Here is an 18139-nt window from a genome sequence, read left to right on the forward strand (position 1 = left end):
CGCGGGCCGTCGCGCACCGACACCGGCTCGCGCACCGGCACCGGTCACTTCGGCCTACCACGGCCTTCCGCGCCGCAACACGGCCCGCCCCGCTCCTCAGCGAGCCGCTCCGGCCAGGCACCCCACCAGAAACCCCAACAAGCCCGCCCCACCCCCAGCCGCCCCGCCAGGCCCCGCCCCCAGCCGCTCCCCGCCCCACCCAGCGCCCGCCCGCACCGGGCCAGGTGAACGCCCCCGGCCACCGCACCCCGCGCCCACCAGGCCCCCCGGATCACCGATGCCCGTGCCGCGTACAGTGCCGGGCATGACCGATCCGAACGCCGCCTCCCGCCCCGTCCAGGCCGTGATCCTGGCCGGAGGCCAGGGCTCCCGGTTGCGCCCCTACACCGACGACCGTCCCAAGCCGATGGTCGAGATCCCCGGCACGGGCACACCGATCATCGGCCACCAGCTGAACTGGCTCGCCGAGGAAGGCGTCACCGACGTCGTGGTCAGCTGCGGTCACCTCGCCGAGGTGCTGCAGGAGTGGCTGGACTCGGCCGACCTGCCGGTCCGTGTCACGACCGTCGTCGAGTCGGAGCCCCTCGGCCGCGGCGGCGGCCTCAAGTACGCCGCCGCCCACCTCCCCCACCCCGATCGCGCCTGGTACGCCACCAACGGCGACATCTGGACCCGCTTCTCGCTGCGCGACATGGCGGACTTCCACATGGAGCGCGACGCCATAGCGACCCTCGCGCTGGCCCGCCCCCGCATCCCCTGGGGCGCGGTGCAGACGGACGGCTTCGGCCACATCACGGACTTCATCGAGGCCCCTCCGACGACCTACGAGGTCAACGCGGGCGTCTACGTCTTCTCGCCGGAGTTCGCAGGCCTGCTCCCGGAGCGCGGCGACCACGAGCGCACCACGTTCCCGCACCTGGCCCGCGAGCACCGCCTGGCCGGCTTCCCGCTTCCCCAGGGCTCGTACTGGCGCGCCATCGACACCGCGAAGGACCTCACCGAGGCCGCGAAGGAACTGGCCGCGCTCGGCCGTTGAGCGCCGGGCCGCCGAAGCCCCCCTCGCGGCAGGCCGGTTACGCCGACGGGGCCCCGCGCCTCATGCGCGGGGCCCGTTCTCGTGTCGTCGTCCGTGACGGCCGGCCTAGCCCAACAGCCCGCCGACCAGCCCGGGCTGACCGGACGTCGACTCGCCGCCGCCTCCGGACCCCGTACCGCCCGTGGAGCCGGAACCGCCGCTCGTCGAACCGTTGCCGCCGCCCCCGGACGTGGGACCGGCGCTGGTGCTCGGCACCTCTTCCACCGGCGCCGACTGCTGCGGTGGCGCCTGCCCCGCCGTGCCCTGCGTCTCGCTCGGCGAGCCACCGGTCTCCGTGCCGGTGTCGCGGGTGGCGTCCGGAGTGGTCGCGGCGCCCGCGGTGGGCGCCGCCGAGGTCGCGCCCTGCGTCGGTGAGTCGGCCGAGGCCGACGGCGTGCTGCTCTGCCGGCGCTCACCGGGCGTGGACGGCAGCGGCGAGCCGGGCAGTTCGTTGCGCGGCGCCTCGCCGGGGCCCGGGACGACCACGCGGTCGGAGTCCCGCACCGCGCCGCCGAGCAGTGAGCCGACCAGCAGCGTGAGTCCGGTGACGACCGCCGTGACGAGGGCGCCCCGGCGCAGGACGTAACGTCGCAGGTCCCAGATGTCGGAGCGCGGCCCGAGCCGGCGCCAGGCCAGTCCGGCCAGCCGCCCGTCGATGGAGTAGACGGGCGCCCCCGCGATGATCAGCGGTGACCAGGCGGCCAGGTAGATGATGTCGGGCGCGTCGTACACGGGGACGCTCTTCCAGCTGACGGTGACGAGCAGCGCGGCGGAGAGCAGCGCGCCGCCCACCGCGGCGACCCGCTGCCAGCAGCCGAGGACCGTCAGCACGCCCACGACGACCTGGGCGAAGGCGATCACGAGCCCGGATCCGACGGGGTGCTGGAGCGCGAACTGGCGCAGCGGCTCGGCGACTTCCCAGGGGTGCAGGGTGTTGAGCCACTTGACCATCGAGCCGCGGTCGCCGCCGTCGAAGTAGACGGGGTCGCAGAGCTTGCCCATGCCGGCGTAGATGGAGATGGCGCCGAGGAAGATGCGCAGCGGCAGCAGGACGACGCCGAGGTTCATCCGGCGCCCGGGGAAGTAGGCGTGCCGCGCGGGATCGTCGGCGTGCCGTCGGGCACGCGACTCGCCGCTCTCGTCCGGCTCGGCGCCCTCCGCGTCGTCCTCGTAACCGTCGTAGTCGTCGTAGCCGTCGTGGCGCTCGGGGCCGTCGGGGCCTTCGTCGAAGCGGTCGCCGGCGTAGGCCGGCCGGTCGTACGCGCCCTCGACGGTCCGCATGGCCGGCAGGAGCCGGGTACCGGCGCCGTCATGGGTGGTGCGCTGGGCGCCGTCATGGGTGCGCTGGGCGCCGACGACGGGGGTCTCGACGGTCTGGTCGAAGTCGTCGTAGCCGTCGTAGCCCTCGTAGCGGCCGTAACCGGGGTCCGTGTCGACACGCGGGATGACCTGGGTGGCCCCGGTGTCGGCGGACGCCTCCTCCGGGTGCCGGACGCCCGCACCGCGCACGGCCTGCAGCAGGCGGTGGGCGCCGGTGTCGTCGGGAGCGGACCGGCCGCTCCACACGACCGGGCGGCGGCGGGCCTCGCCGGCCTGGGTCGCTCTGCCCGTCGTACCGACGACCGGCATGCGGGCGGTGTCCTCGGTGGCGCTCAAGTGCCGTGCGACCCGCGGCGACTGGGTGTGGCGCGAGGAGGCGCCCAACTGCACGCGGAAGCTGGCGTGATTGACGATGATCTGCGCCGGGTCGCTCGGCACCTTCACCATGCTCAGCGCGGGAGCGTCGTCGAATCCCGACGAGCGGTCCCCCGTGGGTGTGCGGGGTGTTCTGGTGTCCACACTCATCTAACCGAGTGACGTCTGTTTAGGACACTGCTTTGACCCGCCGGATCTGTCCGGACCGCGTCAAGCTTGTCCGGACAGCCCGGAACACCCCTTACGGGGGACGGCGCCGAACGGGTGTTCAGGCCCGCCGACGCGCCGCCTCGTACAGCACGATCCCCGCCGCCACACCGGCGTTGAGCGACTCGGCGCCGCCCGGCATCGGGATCCGCACCCGGTGGTCGCAGGTCTCGCCGACCAGCCGCGAGAGGCCCTTGCCCTCGCTGCCGACCACGATGACGACCGGTCCGCCCAGGGCGTCGAGCTCACCGACTTCGACCTCGCCGTCGGCGGCGAGCCCGACTACGACGACGCCCGCCTTCTTGTACGCCTCCAGGGCCCGCGTCAGGTTGGTGGCCCGCGCGACCGGCGTACGGGCGGCCGCGCCGGCCGACGTCTTCCAGGCACCGGCGGTCATGCCGGCCGCACGCCGCTCGGGCACGACGACACCGTGGCCGCCGAAGGCGGAGACGGACCGCACGACCGCGCCGAGGTTGCGCGGGTCGGTCACCCCGTCCAGGGCGACGATCAGCGGGTCCTCGCCCTCGTCGGCGGCGGCGTCGGCGAGGTCCTCGGGGTGCGCGTACTCGTACGGCGGCACCTGGAGGACGAGGCCCTGGTGGTTGAGCCCGTTCGTCATCCGGTCGAGTTCGGGGCGCGGCGCCTCCATGAGGTTGATGCCGCCGCGCTCGGCCGCGAGCTGGAGCGCCTCGCGCACCCGCTCGTCGCTGTCGATGAACTGCTGGACGTACAGCGTGCTCGCGGGCACGCCCTCGCGCAGTGCCTCGACGACCGGGTTGCGCCCGACGACCAGTTCGGACGTGCCCTTGCCCCCGGCGCGCCGCTGCGGCGGACGCCCCTGCGCGCGCCGCGACTTGGCGGCGGCGGCGCGCTGCTTGGCGTGGCCCTTGCGCATCTCGGCGGGGGGCGTCGGCCCCTTGCCCTCGAGGCCCCGGCGCCGCTTGCCGCCGCTGCCGACCTGCGCGCCCTTCTTGCCGGACATGCGGCGGTTGTTCGCGGCCATGATCTACCCGTCTGTGGTGAGTACGTACGTCTATGAAGTGTGCCGTCCGGATCCGCGGACGGCACACCGTGGTGCCGGTGCCCGGCCGCCGCTCAGCGCGGCCCGAGGCTCCAGCGCGGCCCGTGCGGGCTGTCCTCGATGACGAGCCCGGACTGTCCCAGCTGGTCGCGGATGGCGTCCGCGGTGGCCCAGTCCTTACGGGAGCGGGCCGCCTCACGCTGGTCGAGGACGAGGCGTACGAGGCTGTCGACCACGCCGTGCAGATCCTCGCTGCGGTCGCCCTCGCCCGCCCAGTGCGCGTCGAGCGGGTCCAGTCCGAGGACGCCGAGCATGGCACGGACCTCGGCGAGGCGGGCGACCGCGCTCTCCTTGTCGTCGGCGGCCAGGGCGCTGTTGCCCTGCCGGACCGTGTTGTGCACGACCGCGAGGGCCTGCGGCACGCCCAGGTCGTCGTCCATCGCCTCGGCGAAGGCGGGCGGCACCTCGGTGGCCGGCTCGACCGGACCGCCGGCCAGCTCCACCACGCGCTGCACGAACCCCTCGATCCGCGCGAACGCGGACTCGGCCTCCCGCAGGGCCTCCACGCTGTACTCGATGGTCGAGCGGTAGTGCGGCGTGCCGAGGTAGTAGCGCAGCACGATGGGCCGCCACTGCTTGACCATCTCCGACACCAGCACCGAGTTGCCCAGCGACTTGGACATCTTCTCGCCGCTCATGGTGACCCAGGCGTTGTGCAGCCAGTAGGCGGCGAAGTCGTCGCCGAAGGCCTTGGCCTGGGCGATCTCGTTCTCGTGGTGCGGGAAGATCAGGTCCAGGCCGCCGCCGTGGATGTCGAAGGCGCTGCCCAGGTACTTGTGCACCATGGCCGAGCACTCCAGGTGCCAGCCGGGACGCCCACGGCCCCACGGGGTCTCCCAGTCGGGCTCCCCCGGCTTGGTCGCCTTCCACATGGCGAAGTCGCGCGAGTCACGCTTGCCGGTGATGCCGTCCTCGGGGGGCTGGCGCATCTCGTCCAGGTCCTGCCGGGACAGCTCCAGGTACGCGGGCCAGGACCGCACGTCGAAGTAGACGCTGCCGTCGGCCTCGTAGGCGTGCCCGCGCTCGATGAGGCCGCGCATCATCTCGACCATCTCGGTGATGTGACCGGTGGCACGCGGCTCGTACGTGGGCGGCAGGCAGCCGAGCGCGCGGTAACCGTCGTCGAAGGCGCGCTCGTTCTCGTACCCGATGGACCACCAGGGGCGGTTCTGCTCGTCCGCCTTCTTGATGATCTTGTCGTCGATGTCGGTGACGTTCCTGACGAACGTCACGTCGTACCCGCGGTACTCGAACCAGCGGCGCAGGATGTCGAAGTTGAGCCCGGAGCGGATGTGCCCGATGTGCGGGGCCGCCTGCACGGTGGCACCGCACAGGTAGATCGAGACACAACCCGGCGTGAGCGGGGTGAAGTCACGGATCTGCCGGGCGCTGGTGTCGTACAGGCGAATAGTCACCACTCCAGGGTAGTGGGCCGCAGGCGATGCCTCGTGCGCCTTGTGGACAAGGTGCACGCATTCGTGACGTCCCGTTCCCGGTCCCGTCAGCCGGTGCGCACCACCAGCGCGGTGGCCACCGCCATCAGTCCTTCGCCGCGGCCCGGGAAGCCGAGCCCGTCGGTGGTGGCGCCGGAGACGGACACCGGGGCGCCGGCCGCCTCGGACAGGACCTTCTGGGCCTCGTCCCGGCGCTTGCCGACCTTCGGCCGGTCCCCGACGACCTGCACCGCCACGTTGCCGATCCGGAAGCCCGCCGCCCGCACGATCCGGGCGGCCTCGGTCAGCAGCGCCACGCCCGACGCGCCGGACCACTGCGGGCGCCCCGTGCCGAAGTGCTGCCCGAGGTCACCGAGGCCGGCGGCGGAGAACAACGCGTTGCACGCGGCGTGCGCCACGACGTCCGCGTCGGAGTGCCCCGCCAGCCCCGGCCCCTGGCCCTCCCACTTCAGGCCGGCGCACCACAGCTCGCGGCCCTCCTCGAAGGCGTGGATGTCGGTGCCGATTCCCACCTGCGGAAGCGGAGTCTCAGAAGCCATCGTTCAGCCTCCGGCGGGCGAGGACCGCCTCGGCGAGCACCAGGTCCAGCGGCCGGGTGACCTTGAAGGCCTCCTCGTGCCCGGGCACGACCACGACGCGCTCGCCGAGCTGCTCCACCATGCCGGCGTCGTCGGTGACGTCGTTCTTGACGGTCTCGTGCGCCCGCACCAGCGTGGCGCGGTCGAAGCCCTGCGGCGTCTGCACGGCACGCAGCCGCGCCCGCTCCGGCGTGGCGAGCACGGGCTCCGGCTCGCCCGGGGCCGGCGCGGGCTCGACCTCCTTGACGGTGTCCGCCAGCGGCAGCGCCGGCACCACCGCGGGCGCGCCGTCGCGGACGGCCTCGATCACCGCGTCGACGGTGTCGACCGGGACGAGCGGGCGGGCGGCGTCGTGCACCAGCACGATGTCGTAGCCCGGCGGCAGCGCGTCGAGGCCGAGCCTGACCGACTCCTGCCGCGACTCGCCGCCGGGGACGACCAGGAAATCGGTGCGCTCGGGCAGCGCGTGGGCGTCGAGCAGGGACTTGACCTCGGCGGCGCCGTCGGGCGGGGCGACGACGACCACGAGCGAGACGGCACGCGAGGCGGCCAGCGCGCGGACGGCGTGGATCAGCATCGGCGTGCCGTTCAGCGCCCGGAGCGCCTTGGGGGCGCCCGGGCCGAGGCGTACACCCCGGCCGGCGGCCGGGATGACCGCGGCGGTACGGACTCCTGCGGGCGAAGGGCGCGAAGCGTCAGACATCGTTTCCTGTCAGGTTTGTGTGCTCGGCCTACGTGGGTATGGCCTCAGCGTGCAAGAGCGCGGGCGCGCACCGCTCCGACCGGACCCTTCCGTGACCCTGGTCGAGCCGGCCGCCCGGGCACGGCACGCACAGTACCGGGGGGAGTCTCCCCGGCGTGGGGCGGTCGTACGGGACGTACGGACAGCCATCCGGCGGTGGGGGCGCGCGGATGGCTGAAATACGACCGTGACGGCCATGTGGCCCGAGTACGGCGAGGTTGTTCGGGTACGAACATGCCGCAGCGCCCGGCGACTGGGTGGTGTCATCGGGCACCGCGGCATTTCGATGTGCTGAGCGGGGCGAGCCTGCCTCGCGTCAGGAGGCGAGCACCTCGTCGAGCAGAGCCTCGGCCTTGTCCTCGTTCGTGTTCTCCGCGAGGGCGAGCTCGCTCACCAGGATCTGGCGAGCCTTGGCGAGCATGCGCTTCTCACCGGCGGAGAGTCCACGCTCGCGCTCACGACGCCACAGGTCACGTACGACTTCCGCGACCTTGATGACATCGCCGGAGGCGAGCTTCTCCAGGTTTGCCTTGTATCGACGCGACCAGTTCGTGGGCTCCTCGGCGTACGGCGCGCGCAGCACCTCGAAGACCCGGTCCAGCCCGTCCTGACCGACCACATCACGCACGCCGACGAACTCCGCATTGTCCGCTGGCACACGTACCGTCAGGTCACCCTGGGCGACCTTCAGCACCAAGTAGGTCTTGTCCACGCCTTTGATCTGGCGAGTTTCGATGGCCTCGATCAGCGCGGCCCCGTGATGGGGATAGACCACGGTGTCGCCAACCTTGAACGTCATGTGACAGGTACCCCTTCCGTGGCTATCCAGAGTAACACGGAAACGGCGGCTTCTGAATGGCGTTTTCGCAGGTCAGGGCATATCTCGGGGCTTGACAACTGCAACAGGAACGTGCTTCGGCCAACGGTCGGAACAAGGTATTCGCAGGTCGGAGCGGCTCTCCGGGCCGACTGAAACGTGCACGTCACGTCCGTCCGGCGCCCTCGCCGAGCTACTGAACGTCCCCATATGTCCGGTTCCAAACGCTCGACTTCCGCTACTCCGTTCGGCGCCGGGTGGCCGGTACGAGACGTTTCCAAAATTGATCACGACACTCCCGGAGCGACTCTCGGGTGATCAATTCCCGGGTCGGCCGCGCATTCCTTCACGTAAATTTCGCGAAGGCTTATGTGAATGCCCTACGAGCGCCGGACGCGCCCGAACAGGGAGGCTCTCCGTACCCCCTGCTGAGGGAAGCCGGGCCCTCGCGGGGGAGGGTCGGGTGCGGGCGGCGGGGAACGGCTCGGTAACCTAAGGCCGCTGACAGCCACTTAGGGCGGCTTTACCAGGAAAGCCGCCCCTGCGTTCAAGGAGTTGCCGCCGCCGTGAGCAGCAGCCTTCGACGCGGCGCCCTCGCCGCTTCCGCCATCGCGTTCTCGATCGCCTCGCTCGCCGCCTGCGGCGCCGGCAACAACTCGCAGACCCTGCAGATCGTGCCGGACAACGCGGCCACCAGTGTCGGCGACATCAAGATCCAGAACGCCGTGGTGATCACCGAGGCCGACCGGGAGGCGACCGGCCCCGCCGCCGTCTCCGCCACCGTCTTCAACTCCAGCGACCGCGCCCAGACGCTGGAGTCCATCACCCTCGACGGTGCCCAGCAGGTCACGCTCTCCCCCGCGTCGGGCAAGGGCCCGCTCAGCATCCCCGCGGGCGGCTCCGTCGTCATCGGCGGCAAGGGCAACGCCTCGGCGGTCCTGCAGAACTCCGAGTCCCTCACCGACGGCGACGCGCACAAGGTCACCTTCGCCTTCAGCGAGACCGGTGACGTGAGCCTGCAGGCGTTCATCGTGCCCGCGGAGGGCTTCTACGCCTCCTGGGGTCCGAGCGGCTCCCCCGCGGCGAGCACGTCGCCGTCCCCGTCCGCGACCGGTGAGGCCGCCGAGGGTGGCGAGACCGGTGCGCCCGGCCAGACCGGTGAGCCGGGTGACGAGGGCGCGACGGGCTCCGCGGAGGGCTCGGCGTCCGACGCCGACGCCGACGCCGGTACGCCGTCCGACGCCGCGTCCGGGTCGGCGTCCGGGTCTCCCGAGGACGACGAGGCCGGTCACTGACCGACGCATCCGGCCGACCGCGCCGTACCTACGTACACAGAAGGGCGGGACCTCACGAGGAGGTCCCGCCCTTCAGTGCTGGTGCGTGAGCGGTTTACGGCTCGAACTTGTAGCCGAGACCACGGACCGTGACCAGGTAGCGCGGCGCGCCCGGGTCCGGCTCGATCTTGGCGCGCAGACGCTTGACGTGGACGTCGAGGGTCTTGGTGTCACCGACGTAGTCGGCACCCCAGACGCGGTCGATGAGCTGCATACGGGTCAGCACCCGGCCCGCGTTGCGCAGCAGCATCTCCAGGAGGTCGAACTCCTTCAGGGGCAGGTCGACCTTGGAGCCGGCGACCGTGACCACGTGGCGGTCGACGTCCATGCGGACGGGACCGGCCTCCAGGGCCGCCGGGGTCACCTCCTCCGGCTCGCCGCGGCGGCGCAGGACGGCCCGGATACGGGCGACCAGCTCGCGCGAGGAGAACGGCTTGGTGACGTAGTCGTCGGCTCCTATTTCCAGCCCGACAACCTTGTCGATCTCGCTGTCCTTGGCGGTCACCATGATGACCGGGACATTGGAACGGCCGCGCAGCTGGCGGCAGACCTCGGTGCCCGGCAGGCCGGGCAGCATCAGGTCGAGGAGGACGAGGTCGGCGCCGTTGCGCTCGAACTCGTCGAGTCCGTCGGGCCCCGTGGTCGCGACGGCGACCTCGAAGCCCTCCTTGCGGAGCATGTACGACAGGGCGTCGGAGAAGGACTCCTCGTCCTCGACGACGAGCACACGGGTCACGGAAGGACCTCCGGGGCGGGAAGCGATGCGTACGGGGGTGTTGCGGGGGACTGGTCGGCGGACTGCCCGGCCTCGTCGTCGAGGGCGGGGTGCTGGTGCGCCCGGTCGCGGGCCAGACCCGCCTCCGGCAGCCGCAGCGTGAAGGTGGAGCCCTGTCCCTCGGAGCTCCACACCGTGACCTCCCCGCCGTGCGAGGCGGCCACGTGCTTGACGATGGCGAGCCCGAGACCCGTGCCACCGGTGGCACGGGAGCGGGCGGGGTCGACGCGGTAGAAGCGCTCGAAGATGCGCTCCTTGTCCTTGTCGGAGATGCCGATGCCCTGATCGGTCACGGCGACCTCGATGGTGTCCCCGCCGGAGCCGCTGACCCGGCGGGCGGCGATGCCGACGCGGGTGCGGGCGGGGGAGTAGTTGACGGCGTTCTCCACCAGGTTGCCGAGGGCGGCGGCCAGCTGGCTGCGGTTGCCCCAGACGTGCAGGTCGGCGGTGCCGCCGGCGGCCATGGTGATCTGCTTGGTGCCCGCCTGGTGCCGGCACCGGTCGACGGCCTCGGCGACCAGCTCGTCCACCCGGACCGGCTCGGCGTCCTCCAGCGGATCGTCGTTCTGGACCCGGGAGAGGTCGATGAGCTCCTGCACCAGGTTGGTCAGCCGGGTCGCCTCGATCTGCATGCGGCCGGCGAAGCGCTCGACGGCCTCCGGGTCGTCCGAGGCGTCCATGACGGCCTCGGAGAGCAGGGAGAGCGCGCCGACCGGCGTCTTGAGCTCGTGGCTGACATTCGCGACGAAGTCCCGCCGCACCGCCTCTATCCTGCGGGCCTCGGTGAGGTCCTCGACCAGCAGCAGCACCAGCCGGGAGCCGAGAGGGGCCACCCGGGCGGAGACGGCCAGCGCCTCGCCGCGGCCGGAGCCGCGCCGGGGCAGGTCCAGCTCGACCTGGCGTATCTCTCCGTCGCGCCGGGTGTCGCGGGCCATCTGGAGCATGGGGTCGACGGCGAGCTTGCCGCCGCGCACCAGCCCGAGGGCGTAGGCGGCGGAGCTGGCCTTGACCACCGCGTCGGCCTCGTCGAGGACGACGGCCGAGGAGCGCAGCACGGACAGCACCGTGTCCACGCCGGGGGGCAGCACGGGGTCGGTGTGCAGGGAGGTGCGGGTGGGGCGTTTCAGGTCGCGTTCGCTCCAGCGGAACGCCAGCATGGCGATGACACCGGTGAGCACACCGGCGATCGCTGCCGCTGCGGCGACCGCCGCGTTCACGTCCATGCACCCAGGTTAGGCATGCGCTACCCCTTACCCACAGCCGTCCGAGTGGGACCTCGAACACTCGTCGCCCAGAGTTCACCTTGGAGCCAGTACTGATTCATTTGGGGTGGCCGAAACGGACGCGTAGGGACCCGAACGTGGGAGCGTGGGGTTCGCACCACCGGTTCACGACGGGGCCCGGGCACGACCGGCGCTGCGTACGGGGTATCGGAGCGTACCGGGTATCGGACGGGGTATCGGCATGTCCGGCACTTCGGCAGGCCCCCATGAATCCCCTGAAACCCCGAGGACATCGCACGAGAGGGAAACCCAATGCGGGACGCGTACCACGAGGAACTTGACTCGATCGGCGACGGCCTGGTCGAGATGGCCCGGCTGGTCGGGTCGGCGATCGGACGCGCCACGACGGCCATGCTCGACGCCGACCTGAAGCTGGCCGAAACCGTCATCGAGGGTGACAAGAAGGTCGACGACCTGCAGCACGACCTGGAGGCGCGGGCGATAGCCCTGCTGGCCCGCCAGCAGCCGGTCGCGACCGACCTGCGGATAGTGGTCACCTCGCTGCGGATGAGCGCCGACCTGGAGCGTTCCGGCGACCTCGCCCAGCACGTCGCCAAGCTCGCCCGCCTGCGCTTCCCCGAGCGCGCGGTCCCCAATGACCTGCACGCGACGCTGCTGGAGATGGGTCAGCTCGCGCAGCGCCTGATGGCGAAGACGGCCGAGGTCATCATCACCAAGGACATCGACCTGGCGATGCAGCTGGAGCAGGACGACGACGAGATGGACCAGCTGCACCGCACGCTGTTCCAGCACCTGATGGACGACCGCTGGAAGCACGGCATCGAGACGGCGGTCGACGTGACGCTGCTCGGCCGCTACTACGAGCGGTTCGCGGACCACGCGGTGGCGGTGGCCAAGCGCGTGGTGTTCCTGGTGACGGGCGAGCACGCCGATGAGCTCCAGGCGGATGTCGTGCCGGGGGTGGAGGGGGCCTGAAGGCGGGGCGGGGGAGCCTGAAAGGGGCTTCCGAGGTCCGTCAGGGGCGCGTTTCCGCCTCCGTGCGCCGTTGATGCGCCCGGAGAAGCGGGCATGGAATGAGCACAGGCACAGTGCCTTGAGGAGGGACCCATGGCTGAATCCCCCAGCACGCCCCGCACGACCACGCCCGACCCCACGCAGGAGCGCCCCACCGAGCAGCCCGCCGACATCAGGAGCCTGAACCTGATCGGCGCGTGCGGCTGCGGCTCGGGGTGCACGTGCGGGTGCCAGCAGGGCAATCCCTGCCAGTGCGGCTGAAGTCGTACCTGGAGTTCTCACGACGATGAAGGGCCCCCGGCGAGAGTGCCGGGGGCTCTTCGCGTCGCCGAGGGCGCTGTTCCCTCGCTTTCGGCGTCCTCGTAGGGTCCGGTGATCAGCCGTACTTCTGGTGATCAGCCGTACTTCTGGTGATCAGCCGTACTTCTGGGGGGCGCGTGGCAGTTCCTACGGCCTTGGTCCGCTGCGGGCGCGGGCTGCGCCGCTTCGTTTCGTTCTTGCGGGAATGCGTGATCGAGGCTGTCGTCGAGGTGGTCCTGACGGTGATCTGCTGTCTCGCCGTGGCGGTGCTGGTGGTGACGTTCGTCATGGGCTGGGAGCTCAACCGGCTCGCGGCCGGGGGCGCGGGAGGCGCGGTCCTGGTCTTCCTCGGCTACGGCGGCTGGGAGCTGATGCGTTCCTCCGAGACGACGAGGCGGCCCGGCCGCTTGGCCGGTGCGGCGGTCGTCACGTTCGTCGCCGCCGTCGTGTTCGTCGTCTACGGCCTGTCCTGCGGCTGCTCATGAGCGCTCCGGGCCGCCTGGGACCTCGACCTGAGCGAGATGTCACAACGGGCGGGGCTGTCTTGTCCCCAAGGGGCACTGTCTCTCTTGGGAGGAACACATGAGCGCTGAGCACGCCCACCTGCCCCCGGGCGTAGAGATACTCGCCACCCTGCCCGAGGCCGCGGCCCGCATCCCGGCCGGTGCCGAAGCCAGGACCGTCCGGGTCACCCTGTCGCCCGGTGACCCCGGCGCCCCGCCGCACCGCCACCCCGGCCCGCTCTTCGGCTACGTCACCCAGGGCGAGATCCTCTTCGAACTGGAGGGAGAGCCGCCCCGGGTACTCAAGGCCGGCGACGCCCTGTTCGAGCCCGGCGGCGACGTGATCCACTACCAGGGCGCCAACAACCTCCCGGACGCACAGTCCCAGCTGGTCGTGACCATGTTCGCGCCGCCCGGTTCCCCGGTCCTGACGGTGGTCGGCCCGGAGGAACTGGCCGAACGCCGACACCTACGAGCCCCTCAGCCCTGACATCGACCCCGCACTCCGGCAGCCGCGTGGACCCGAAGGAGGCCGTCGCTCTCAGCCCGGCGTCCTTTCCGGCCATCCATGACCTGCTGGAGTGCGAGATCGTCGCCAGGACGGAGTAAACCTTGGCGAGCCGCAGCCCGTGGCCGCCGTCTTCGGCACGGCCCGTTCCGTCCCAGCCCCGCCAAGAAGCCCCCGCCCCGCGAAGAAGGCCCGTGCCTGTCCGGCGTCTCGGCAGGTCAGCGCTTTCCCTTGACGTCCACCGGTACGGCCGACGTGTGGCGAGCGTCCGTGAAAAATGGTGAGCGGGCGAGGCAACCCTGCCCCCGCCCCATGAGTCACACAGGCGTCGCCGTTTCACATGCTTTCCCTTGGTCCAGAAGGGGCTCACTCTCTGTGATGACTCGCACCCGCCTGTCCGCGCTGGCCGCGACAGCGGCGCTCGCCACCACCGGCGGCCTGATCACCGCCGCCCCCGCCTCCGCGGCGGTCACCTGCGCCTCTCCCGCCTGGAGGGCGCAGTACTTCGGCAACACCACCTTCAGCGGCACGCCGAAGCTCACCGCCTGCGACACCGCCATCAGCGAGAACTACGGGTACGGCGACCCGGCCGGCGTCACGCTCCCCAAGGACAACTTCTCCGTCCGTTGGTCCCTCACCCGTGACTTCGGCTCCGGCGGCCCCTTCCGGCTCTCCGCCGCCACGCAGGACGGCATGCGCGTCCACGTCGACGGGGTGCGGAAGATCGACCTGTGGAAGAACGTCTCCACCACAGCCCGCAAGACCCTCGACCTGACGATCCCGGCCGGCAAGCACACGATCCGCGTGGACTACGTCGCGTGGACCGGCGTCGCCAACGCCGCCTTCACGTACACCCCGCGCACCGAGGCCGCCGTCGACACGGTCAAGCCGCTCGCCCCGACCGGCCTCACCGCCGCGTACGACCGGACGACGGCCAGGACCACCCTGCGCTGGACCGCCAACAAGGAGATGGACCTCGCCGGGTACCGCGTGTACCGCCGGCTGAGCGCCACCAGCTGGGCCAAGGTCAGTGGGACGTCCCTGCTGACCACCCGGTCCTTCGTCGACGCCCCGCCCGCCACCGGCCAGACCTTCCTGTACGAGGTCCGCGCCGTCGACAAGGCCGGCCGCGAGTCCACCGGCAGCCCGGACGTGACGGCGACGACCGTCGACCGCACCGGTCCGGCCGCCCCCGCCGGACTCACGGTCGCCACCGGCGACGGGTGGTGGGACACCCTGAACTGGCAGGGCGTCTCCGACGCGGCGAAGTACGAGGTGTACGCCTCGTCCGCGGCTGCCGGACCGTTCGAGCTGCGCGGTACGACGACCACGACGTCGTACCGGACCAGCGGCGGCGTGAACACGAACACGTACTACCGGGTCCGGGCCCTCGACGCAGCCGGCAACCCGGGGGCGTACGCGACGGTCACCAGCGACGGCGTCGACCGGATGCCACCGAAGTCCCCGACCGGCGTCACCGCCGGCGCCCGTCCCGGCTACACCAACGTGCACTGGAGCCAGCCCGACGGTTTCTACGAGGACTGGGACAACGGCGGGCACTACCGCGTGTACCGCTCGCCCGGCAAGACGTTCGACCCGACCGCGCGCACCCAGGTGACCTGCGTCGCGGAGGAGAGCGACGAGGCGAGCAACGGCGGCAACTGCTACGACGTGGACATGCCCGCGAACACGTACGTGACGTACGCCGTCACGGCGGTGGACCCGTACGGCAACGAGTCGGCGTACTCCGCGCCGGTCGTCGTCCGCACCGGCGACACCGTGGCGCCCGGCCCGGTCACCGGCGTGAAGGTCACCCCGCGCAACGACGGCATGCTGGTGAGCTGGGCCGCCTCGCCCGAGGACGACATCGACGAGTACGTGGTGTGGAAGGGCGTCCGGCAGGCCGACGGCACGGTCAAGTGGCTCGGCCCCGACACCTGCTCGGAGGGCACGAGCAACTGGCTCGCGATCCTCTGCGGCGACCTGCCGGACGGCGAGGCGCACGTGTACGCGGTGTTGGCCAAGGACCACTGGGGCAACACGCTGCACCCGAGCGACCCGAAGGTCACCGTGGTCGAGGCCACCGAGCTCGACGTCCGGCCGTCCGTGACCGTCACCCGGGACTGGAGCCTCGGCAGCCTGGGCCACAACCGGACGACCACTCGTCCGTCCGTCGACTGGCAGTGCACCGACACGGCCCGCTGCGCCACGGTCACCGGCTACCGCGTGAGCCGGTGGAACCCGGTGACCAAGGCGTACGAGCCCCAGCACGACGGACTGCTCCCGGCGGACGCCCGGACGTGGGAGGACGCCACGGCGACGAAGGGGAACACGTACTTCTACACGCTCGAGGCCGTGACGGCCGACGGCGCCGTGGTGGGGACGTACCCCTGGTACACCGTCTTCCAGGACCGCGTCTAGCTACAGGTCATACACCTACGCCCACCTCATGAAAATGCCTCCCATCCGCGCTATATGCGCAGCTGGGAGGCATGATCACAAAGGCTACTTCTTCTTGCCTTGGGTCTTGCCGGGGATCTTGGTGACCTGGGTTTTCCCTGCTCAGGAGCGGTGGGCTCGTGCGCCTGGTGGTCGTCATTGGCCACTGTTGAGCGACCTCGGACGGCCCAGGGACGGCCCACCAATCCACCCGACGGCCCTATGAGCTGATGGGCAACTCACGTGCCCGTAGGCGTGCATGGGCCCGTACCTCCTTCAAGCGACTGTGGAACGCGTTATGGCGGTTCTGGTCGAGGTTCAGCGGGAGGTCGAGCTGAGAGATGAGCTGGGACTCCAGATCCCACGGTTCGCTCTGCTCGATCCAGCACACTCGTGCGTTGTCTGCCATCCACTGGCTCACGGTGGCTTCACCAGCCTTGCCGAAGGTCATCCGCTTGCCGCTGCCCACGCGGCGCAGCTCAAGGCCGAGCAGGCAGCCGAGGGTGAGTCGCAGCGTCGAGCCGGCCGCGTTGCCTCGATAGTGGTAGCGCACCCGCTTGCGCAGGTTCTGGGTGCTGGTCCGGTTCGCCATGTACCGCGGGGCTATGCCGACGTAGAGCAAGCGCCCGGCGTCCAGGTCCGGGTGGGGTGATTGCTTGAAGTGCCACCCGTAGACCCCTGCTGCCGCCGGAATAGGGCTTGGACGCGCCAAGACCTCCTGCGCCGACCACAATCTGTCAGGACTGACGAGAGCGGTAGCTTCCACGAAGCCTCCAGGCGTGCCACGGCTGATCGTCGCAGGCTACTGGTCGGCGCTGACATGTGGCATCAGCTTGGGAAGCTGCGATCAGGTGAGGTCGATCGGGGCGCTGAAATGGGCCAACGGCCGAGGCATGGCGTCGTCGGGCCCGGCTGCTTTCACCGTGGTTCCCCGCTGTTCCCCGCTCGATCTGGTGCGCCTGTGGTGCAGCCGTGACTCGCGCGCCACGACCGCACCTTCTGACCCGAGCTCTACAGAGACCGGTCGTTGGAGGCCATACAGGCTGCGGTACAGCTCGTGAGAGTCAGTGAGGGACCCAGCCGGTTGCTGGGGTTGCTACGTTGCTGCTGAACTTCGAGCATGCGCCGGGGGGCCGCGATGGATGAGCGTACCTACGCGATCATGGAAACGATGAGGTCTGCGCAAGCGGACACGATGGTGCGCGCCGTCAAGAAGGCTGTCGACGACGAGCCCGGCATCTCCGGGCGTGAGGTTTTGGCCCTACTTGAAGAACTGGCCCAAGAGGCTCAGAAGCGCGCCACTGAGGCGATGGCGGACAGTGAGCCCGATCGGGACACATGCGCTAAGTGTGGGCAGCCTATTCAGACGGACTCCCGGGACCGGGAACGTTGGTTGCACAGCTCTGATCGAAGCCGGGGCTGCCGAGCAGCCACCTTCGACCAAGAGAACGGTTGGAGCGACGACATCCCGAGGTCTTGGATGGCCATGGCCAGTCGGCGTCACCCCTGACGGGCAGGTAACTCAACGGCCCGGCGTCTCCGGCGGACGCGGAACAGACCAGCACGCTTTCCAACTGTGGTGGTGGGGCGGTGGGCGTCGTCCGGGGACGTTCACCTGGGTTCATGGGCGGCTGGCCGTCGGCAAGGTGGCGGCTCGGGGCCTCGGCTGAACGGTCGTGAACGGGGCTGAATGAGACGGAAACTGAGACGGCGCCCGCGCATAACTCGGGTGACGGTTGGCAGCGGCCGGCGCTAGCGTGCGGCGGTGATCGGCAATGAGGGAGTACGCCTGGGTGCGGAGGCCGCACATCGCCTGGCACAGACAGGCCTCTATGAGTTCGAGGCGGGGCATGACGGAGGCCGAGTTCACGCGCATCGAGCGCGAGTACGGCTTCGAGTTCGCGGACGATCACCGAGCATTCCTTGCGGCCAGGCTCCCGATCAACGTCCCTCCCGAGGACGGGCAGACCTGGTCCAGGCCTTGGCCGGAGTGGCGCGGCGGCGACTTGGACAGCTTGCGTCGACAGCTCGACTGGCCGGTCGAGGGTGTTCTACTCGACGTTGAGCACAATGCGTTCTGGTACGAGGGTTGGGGTGAGCGTCCAGCCGACGGAACGGCGGCTCTGGATAGGGCGCGGCGTCATCTGGCGGAAGTGCCGGTAATGGTGCCCGTGTATGCCCACCGATACCTGCCTGCAGGCCGGGGGAGCTTCGGGCATCCGGTGCTCTCGATGTGGCAGATCGACATCATCTATTACGGCTTGGACCTGGCCGACTACATGCACCAGGAGTTCGACGAGATGCGGGGCGAGGTCGACGACAGCTGGAAGCCGCGAGCGACGGCACCCTTCTGGCGGGACCTTCTCTGACTCT

General features: G+C 70.7%; 17 protein-coding genes. 8 read left to right on the forward strand and 9 right to left on the reverse strand.

Annotation, left to right across the window (positions count from 1 at the left end; translation table 11 throughout):
- Positions 1-304 precede the first annotated feature (304 nt).
- On the forward strand, positions 305-1036 hold the full coding sequence (locus ACIP2X_RS36880) for an NDP-sugar synthase (protein WP_401682412.1): 732 nt from the start codon (positions 305-307) through the stop codon (positions 1034-1036).
- 105 nt (positions 1037-1141) lie between these two features.
- Here ACIP2X_RS36880 and ACIP2X_RS36885 read toward each other — a convergent pair whose 3' ends face one another.
- From ACIP2X_RS36885 to ACIP2X_RS36910, 6 genes are all read right to left on the reverse strand, one after another.
- A complete protein-coding gene (locus ACIP2X_RS36885; RefSeq protein WP_401682414.1) occupies positions 1142-2920 on the reverse strand; it encodes a DoxX family membrane protein in 1779 nt (592 codons plus the stop codon).
- 118 nt (positions 2921-3038) lie between these two features.
- Positions 3039-3980, reverse strand: coding sequence for a 23S rRNA (guanosine(2251)-2'-O)-methyltransferase RlmB (rlmB, locus tag ACIP2X_RS36890; protein WP_401682417.1), 942 nt, complete (start codon positions 3978-3980; stop codon positions 3039-3041).
- A gap of 92 nt (positions 3981-4072) precedes the next feature.
- Positions 4073-5473: a cysteine--tRNA ligase gene (gene cysS / locus ACIP2X_RS36895; protein ID WP_401682420.1), complete on the reverse strand. Its 1401-nt coding sequence runs from the start codon at positions 5471-5473 to the stop codon at positions 4073-4075.
- Positions 5474-5559: 86 nt separating this feature from the next.
- Positions 5560-6051, reverse strand: a complete 492-nt coding sequence (ispF, locus tag ACIP2X_RS36900) for a 2-C-methyl-D-erythritol 2,4-cyclodiphosphate synthase (protein ID WP_401682423.1) — start codon at positions 6049-6051, stop codon at positions 5560-5562.
- Positions 6041-6793, reverse strand: a complete 753-nt coding sequence (gene ispD, locus ACIP2X_RS36905) for a 2-C-methyl-D-erythritol 4-phosphate cytidylyltransferase (RefSeq protein ID WP_401682426.1) — start codon at positions 6791-6793, stop codon at positions 6041-6043. The genes ispF and ispD overlap by 11 nt, the downstream gene beginning before the upstream one ends.
- A gap of 355 nt (positions 6794-7148) precedes the next feature.
- On the reverse strand, positions 7149-7631 hold the full coding sequence (locus ACIP2X_RS36910; protein WP_003953493.1) for a CarD family transcriptional regulator: 483 nt from the start codon (positions 7629-7631) through the stop codon (positions 7149-7151).
- A 584-nt stretch (positions 7632-8215) separates the two neighbouring features.
- Here ACIP2X_RS36910 and ACIP2X_RS36915 point away from each other — a divergent pair.
- Positions 8216-8944: a copper chaperone PCu(A)C gene (locus ACIP2X_RS36915; RefSeq protein ID WP_401682429.1), complete on the forward strand. Its 729-nt coding sequence runs from the start codon at positions 8216-8218 to the stop codon at positions 8942-8944.
- A gap of 94 nt (positions 8945-9038) precedes the next feature.
- On the opposite strand, the gene ACIP2X_RS36920 is transcribed toward ACIP2X_RS36915, so the two are convergent.
- Positions 9039-9719 carry a response regulator transcription factor gene (locus ACIP2X_RS36920; protein ID WP_109496890.1) on the reverse strand — a complete coding sequence of 227 codons (681 nt, stop codon included), beginning with the start codon at positions 9717-9719 and terminating at the stop codon, positions 9039-9041.
- The gene (locus ACIP2X_RS36925; RefSeq protein WP_401682433.1) at positions 9716-10981 is read right to left on the reverse strand and encodes a sensor histidine kinase; all 1266 of its coding nucleotides are present in this window, start codon (positions 10979-10981) and stop codon (positions 9716-9718) included. Before ACIP2X_RS36925 ends, ACIP2X_RS36920 begins: the two co-directional genes overlap by 4 nt.
- A gap of 312 nt (positions 10982-11293) precedes the next feature.
- Between ACIP2X_RS36925 and phoU the strand changes: the two genes are divergently transcribed.
- From phoU to ACIP2X_RS36950, 5 genes are all read left to right on the forward strand, one after another.
- Positions 11294-11977, forward strand: a complete 684-nt coding sequence (gene phoU / locus ACIP2X_RS36930; protein ID WP_401682436.1) for a phosphate signaling complex protein PhoU — start codon at positions 11294-11296, stop codon at positions 11975-11977.
- A 132-nt stretch (positions 11978-12109) separates the two neighbouring features.
- Complete coding sequence (locus ACIP2X_RS36935; RefSeq protein ID WP_365444482.1) at positions 12110-12277, forward strand: hypothetical protein; 168 nt, start codon at positions 12110-12112, stop codon at positions 12275-12277.
- 248 nt (positions 12278-12525) lie between these two features.
- On the forward strand, positions 12526-12801 hold the full coding sequence (locus tag ACIP2X_RS36940; RefSeq protein WP_401682439.1) for a hypothetical protein: 276 nt from the start codon (positions 12526-12528) through the stop codon (positions 12799-12801).
- 97 nt (positions 12802-12898) lie between these two features.
- Positions 12899-13309, forward strand: a complete 411-nt coding sequence (locus ACIP2X_RS36945) for a cupin domain-containing protein (protein WP_401682442.1) — start codon at positions 12899-12901, stop codon at positions 13307-13309.
- 396 nt (positions 13310-13705) lie between these two features.
- Positions 13706-15748, forward strand: coding sequence for a PA14 domain-containing protein (locus tag ACIP2X_RS36950; protein WP_401682445.1), 2043 nt, complete (start codon positions 13706-13708; stop codon positions 15746-15748).
- A gap of 238 nt (positions 15749-15986) precedes the next feature.
- Here ACIP2X_RS36950 and ACIP2X_RS36955 read toward each other — a convergent pair whose 3' ends face one another.
- Positions 15987-16358: a GIY-YIG nuclease family protein gene (locus tag ACIP2X_RS36955; protein ID WP_401682448.1), complete on the reverse strand. Its 372-nt coding sequence runs from the start codon at positions 16356-16358 to the stop codon at positions 15987-15989.
- A 1258-nt stretch (positions 16359-17616) separates the two neighbouring features.
- On the opposite strand from ACIP2X_RS36955, the gene ACIP2X_RS36960 reads away from it, so the two are divergent.
- The gene (locus ACIP2X_RS36960) at positions 17617-18135 is read left to right on the forward strand and encodes a hypothetical protein (protein ID WP_401682451.1); all 519 of its coding nucleotides are present in this window, start codon (positions 17617-17619) and stop codon (positions 18133-18135) included.
- Positions 18136-18139 lie beyond the last annotated feature (4 nt).

This window comes from Streptomyces sp. NPDC089424 (genome assembly GCF_044749345.1).
Classification (GTDB): Bacteria; Actinomycetota; Actinomycetes; order Streptomycetales; family Streptomycetaceae; genus Streptomyces.

Coding starts and splice junctions, on each gene's coding strand:
- ACIP2X_RS36880 (WP_401682412.1), top strand. CDS start 305: ATGACCGATCCGAACGCCGCCTCCCGCCCCGTCCAGGCCGTGATCCTG.
- ACIP2X_RS36885 (WP_401682414.1), bottom strand. CDS start 2,920: ATGAGTGTGGACACCAGAACACCCCGCACACCCACGGGGGACCGCTCG.
- rlmB (WP_401682417.1), bottom strand. CDS start 3,980: ATGGCCGCGAACAACCGCCGCATGTCCGGCAAGAAGGGCGCGCAGGTC.
- ispF (WP_401682423.1), bottom strand. CDS start 6,051: ATGGCTTCTGAGACTCCGCTTCCGCAGGTGGGAATCGGCACCGACATC.
- ispD (WP_401682426.1), bottom strand. CDS start 6,793: ATGTCTGACGCTTCGCGCCCTTCGCCCGCAGGAGTCCGTACCGCCGCG.
- ACIP2X_RS36910 (WP_003953493.1), bottom strand. CDS start 7,631: ATGACGTTCAAGGTTGGCGACACCGTGGTCTATCCCCATCACGGGGCC.
- ACIP2X_RS36925 (WP_401682433.1), bottom strand. CDS start 10,981: ATGGACGTGAACGCGGCGGTCGCCGCAGCGGCAGCGATCGCCGGTGTG.
- phoU (WP_401682436.1), top strand. CDS start 11,294: ATGCGGGACGCGTACCACGAGGAACTTGACTCGATCGGCGACGGCCTG.
- ACIP2X_RS36935 (WP_365444482.1), top strand. CDS start 12,110: ATGGCTGAATCCCCCAGCACGCCCCGCACGACCACGCCCGACCCCACG.
- ACIP2X_RS36945 (WP_401682442.1), top strand. CDS start 12,899: ATGAGCGCTGAGCACGCCCACCTGCCCCCGGGCGTAGAGATACTCGCC.
- ACIP2X_RS36950 (WP_401682445.1), top strand. CDS start 13,706: ATGACTCGCACCCGCCTGTCCGCGCTGGCCGCGACAGCGGCGCTCGCC.
- ACIP2X_RS36955 (WP_401682448.1), bottom strand. CDS start 16,358: ATGGCGAACCGGACCAGCACCCAGAACCTGCGCAAGCGGGTGCGCTAC.
- ACIP2X_RS36960 (WP_401682451.1), top strand. CDS start 17,617: ATGACGGAGGCCGAGTTCACGCGCATCGAGCGCGAGTACGGCTTCGAG.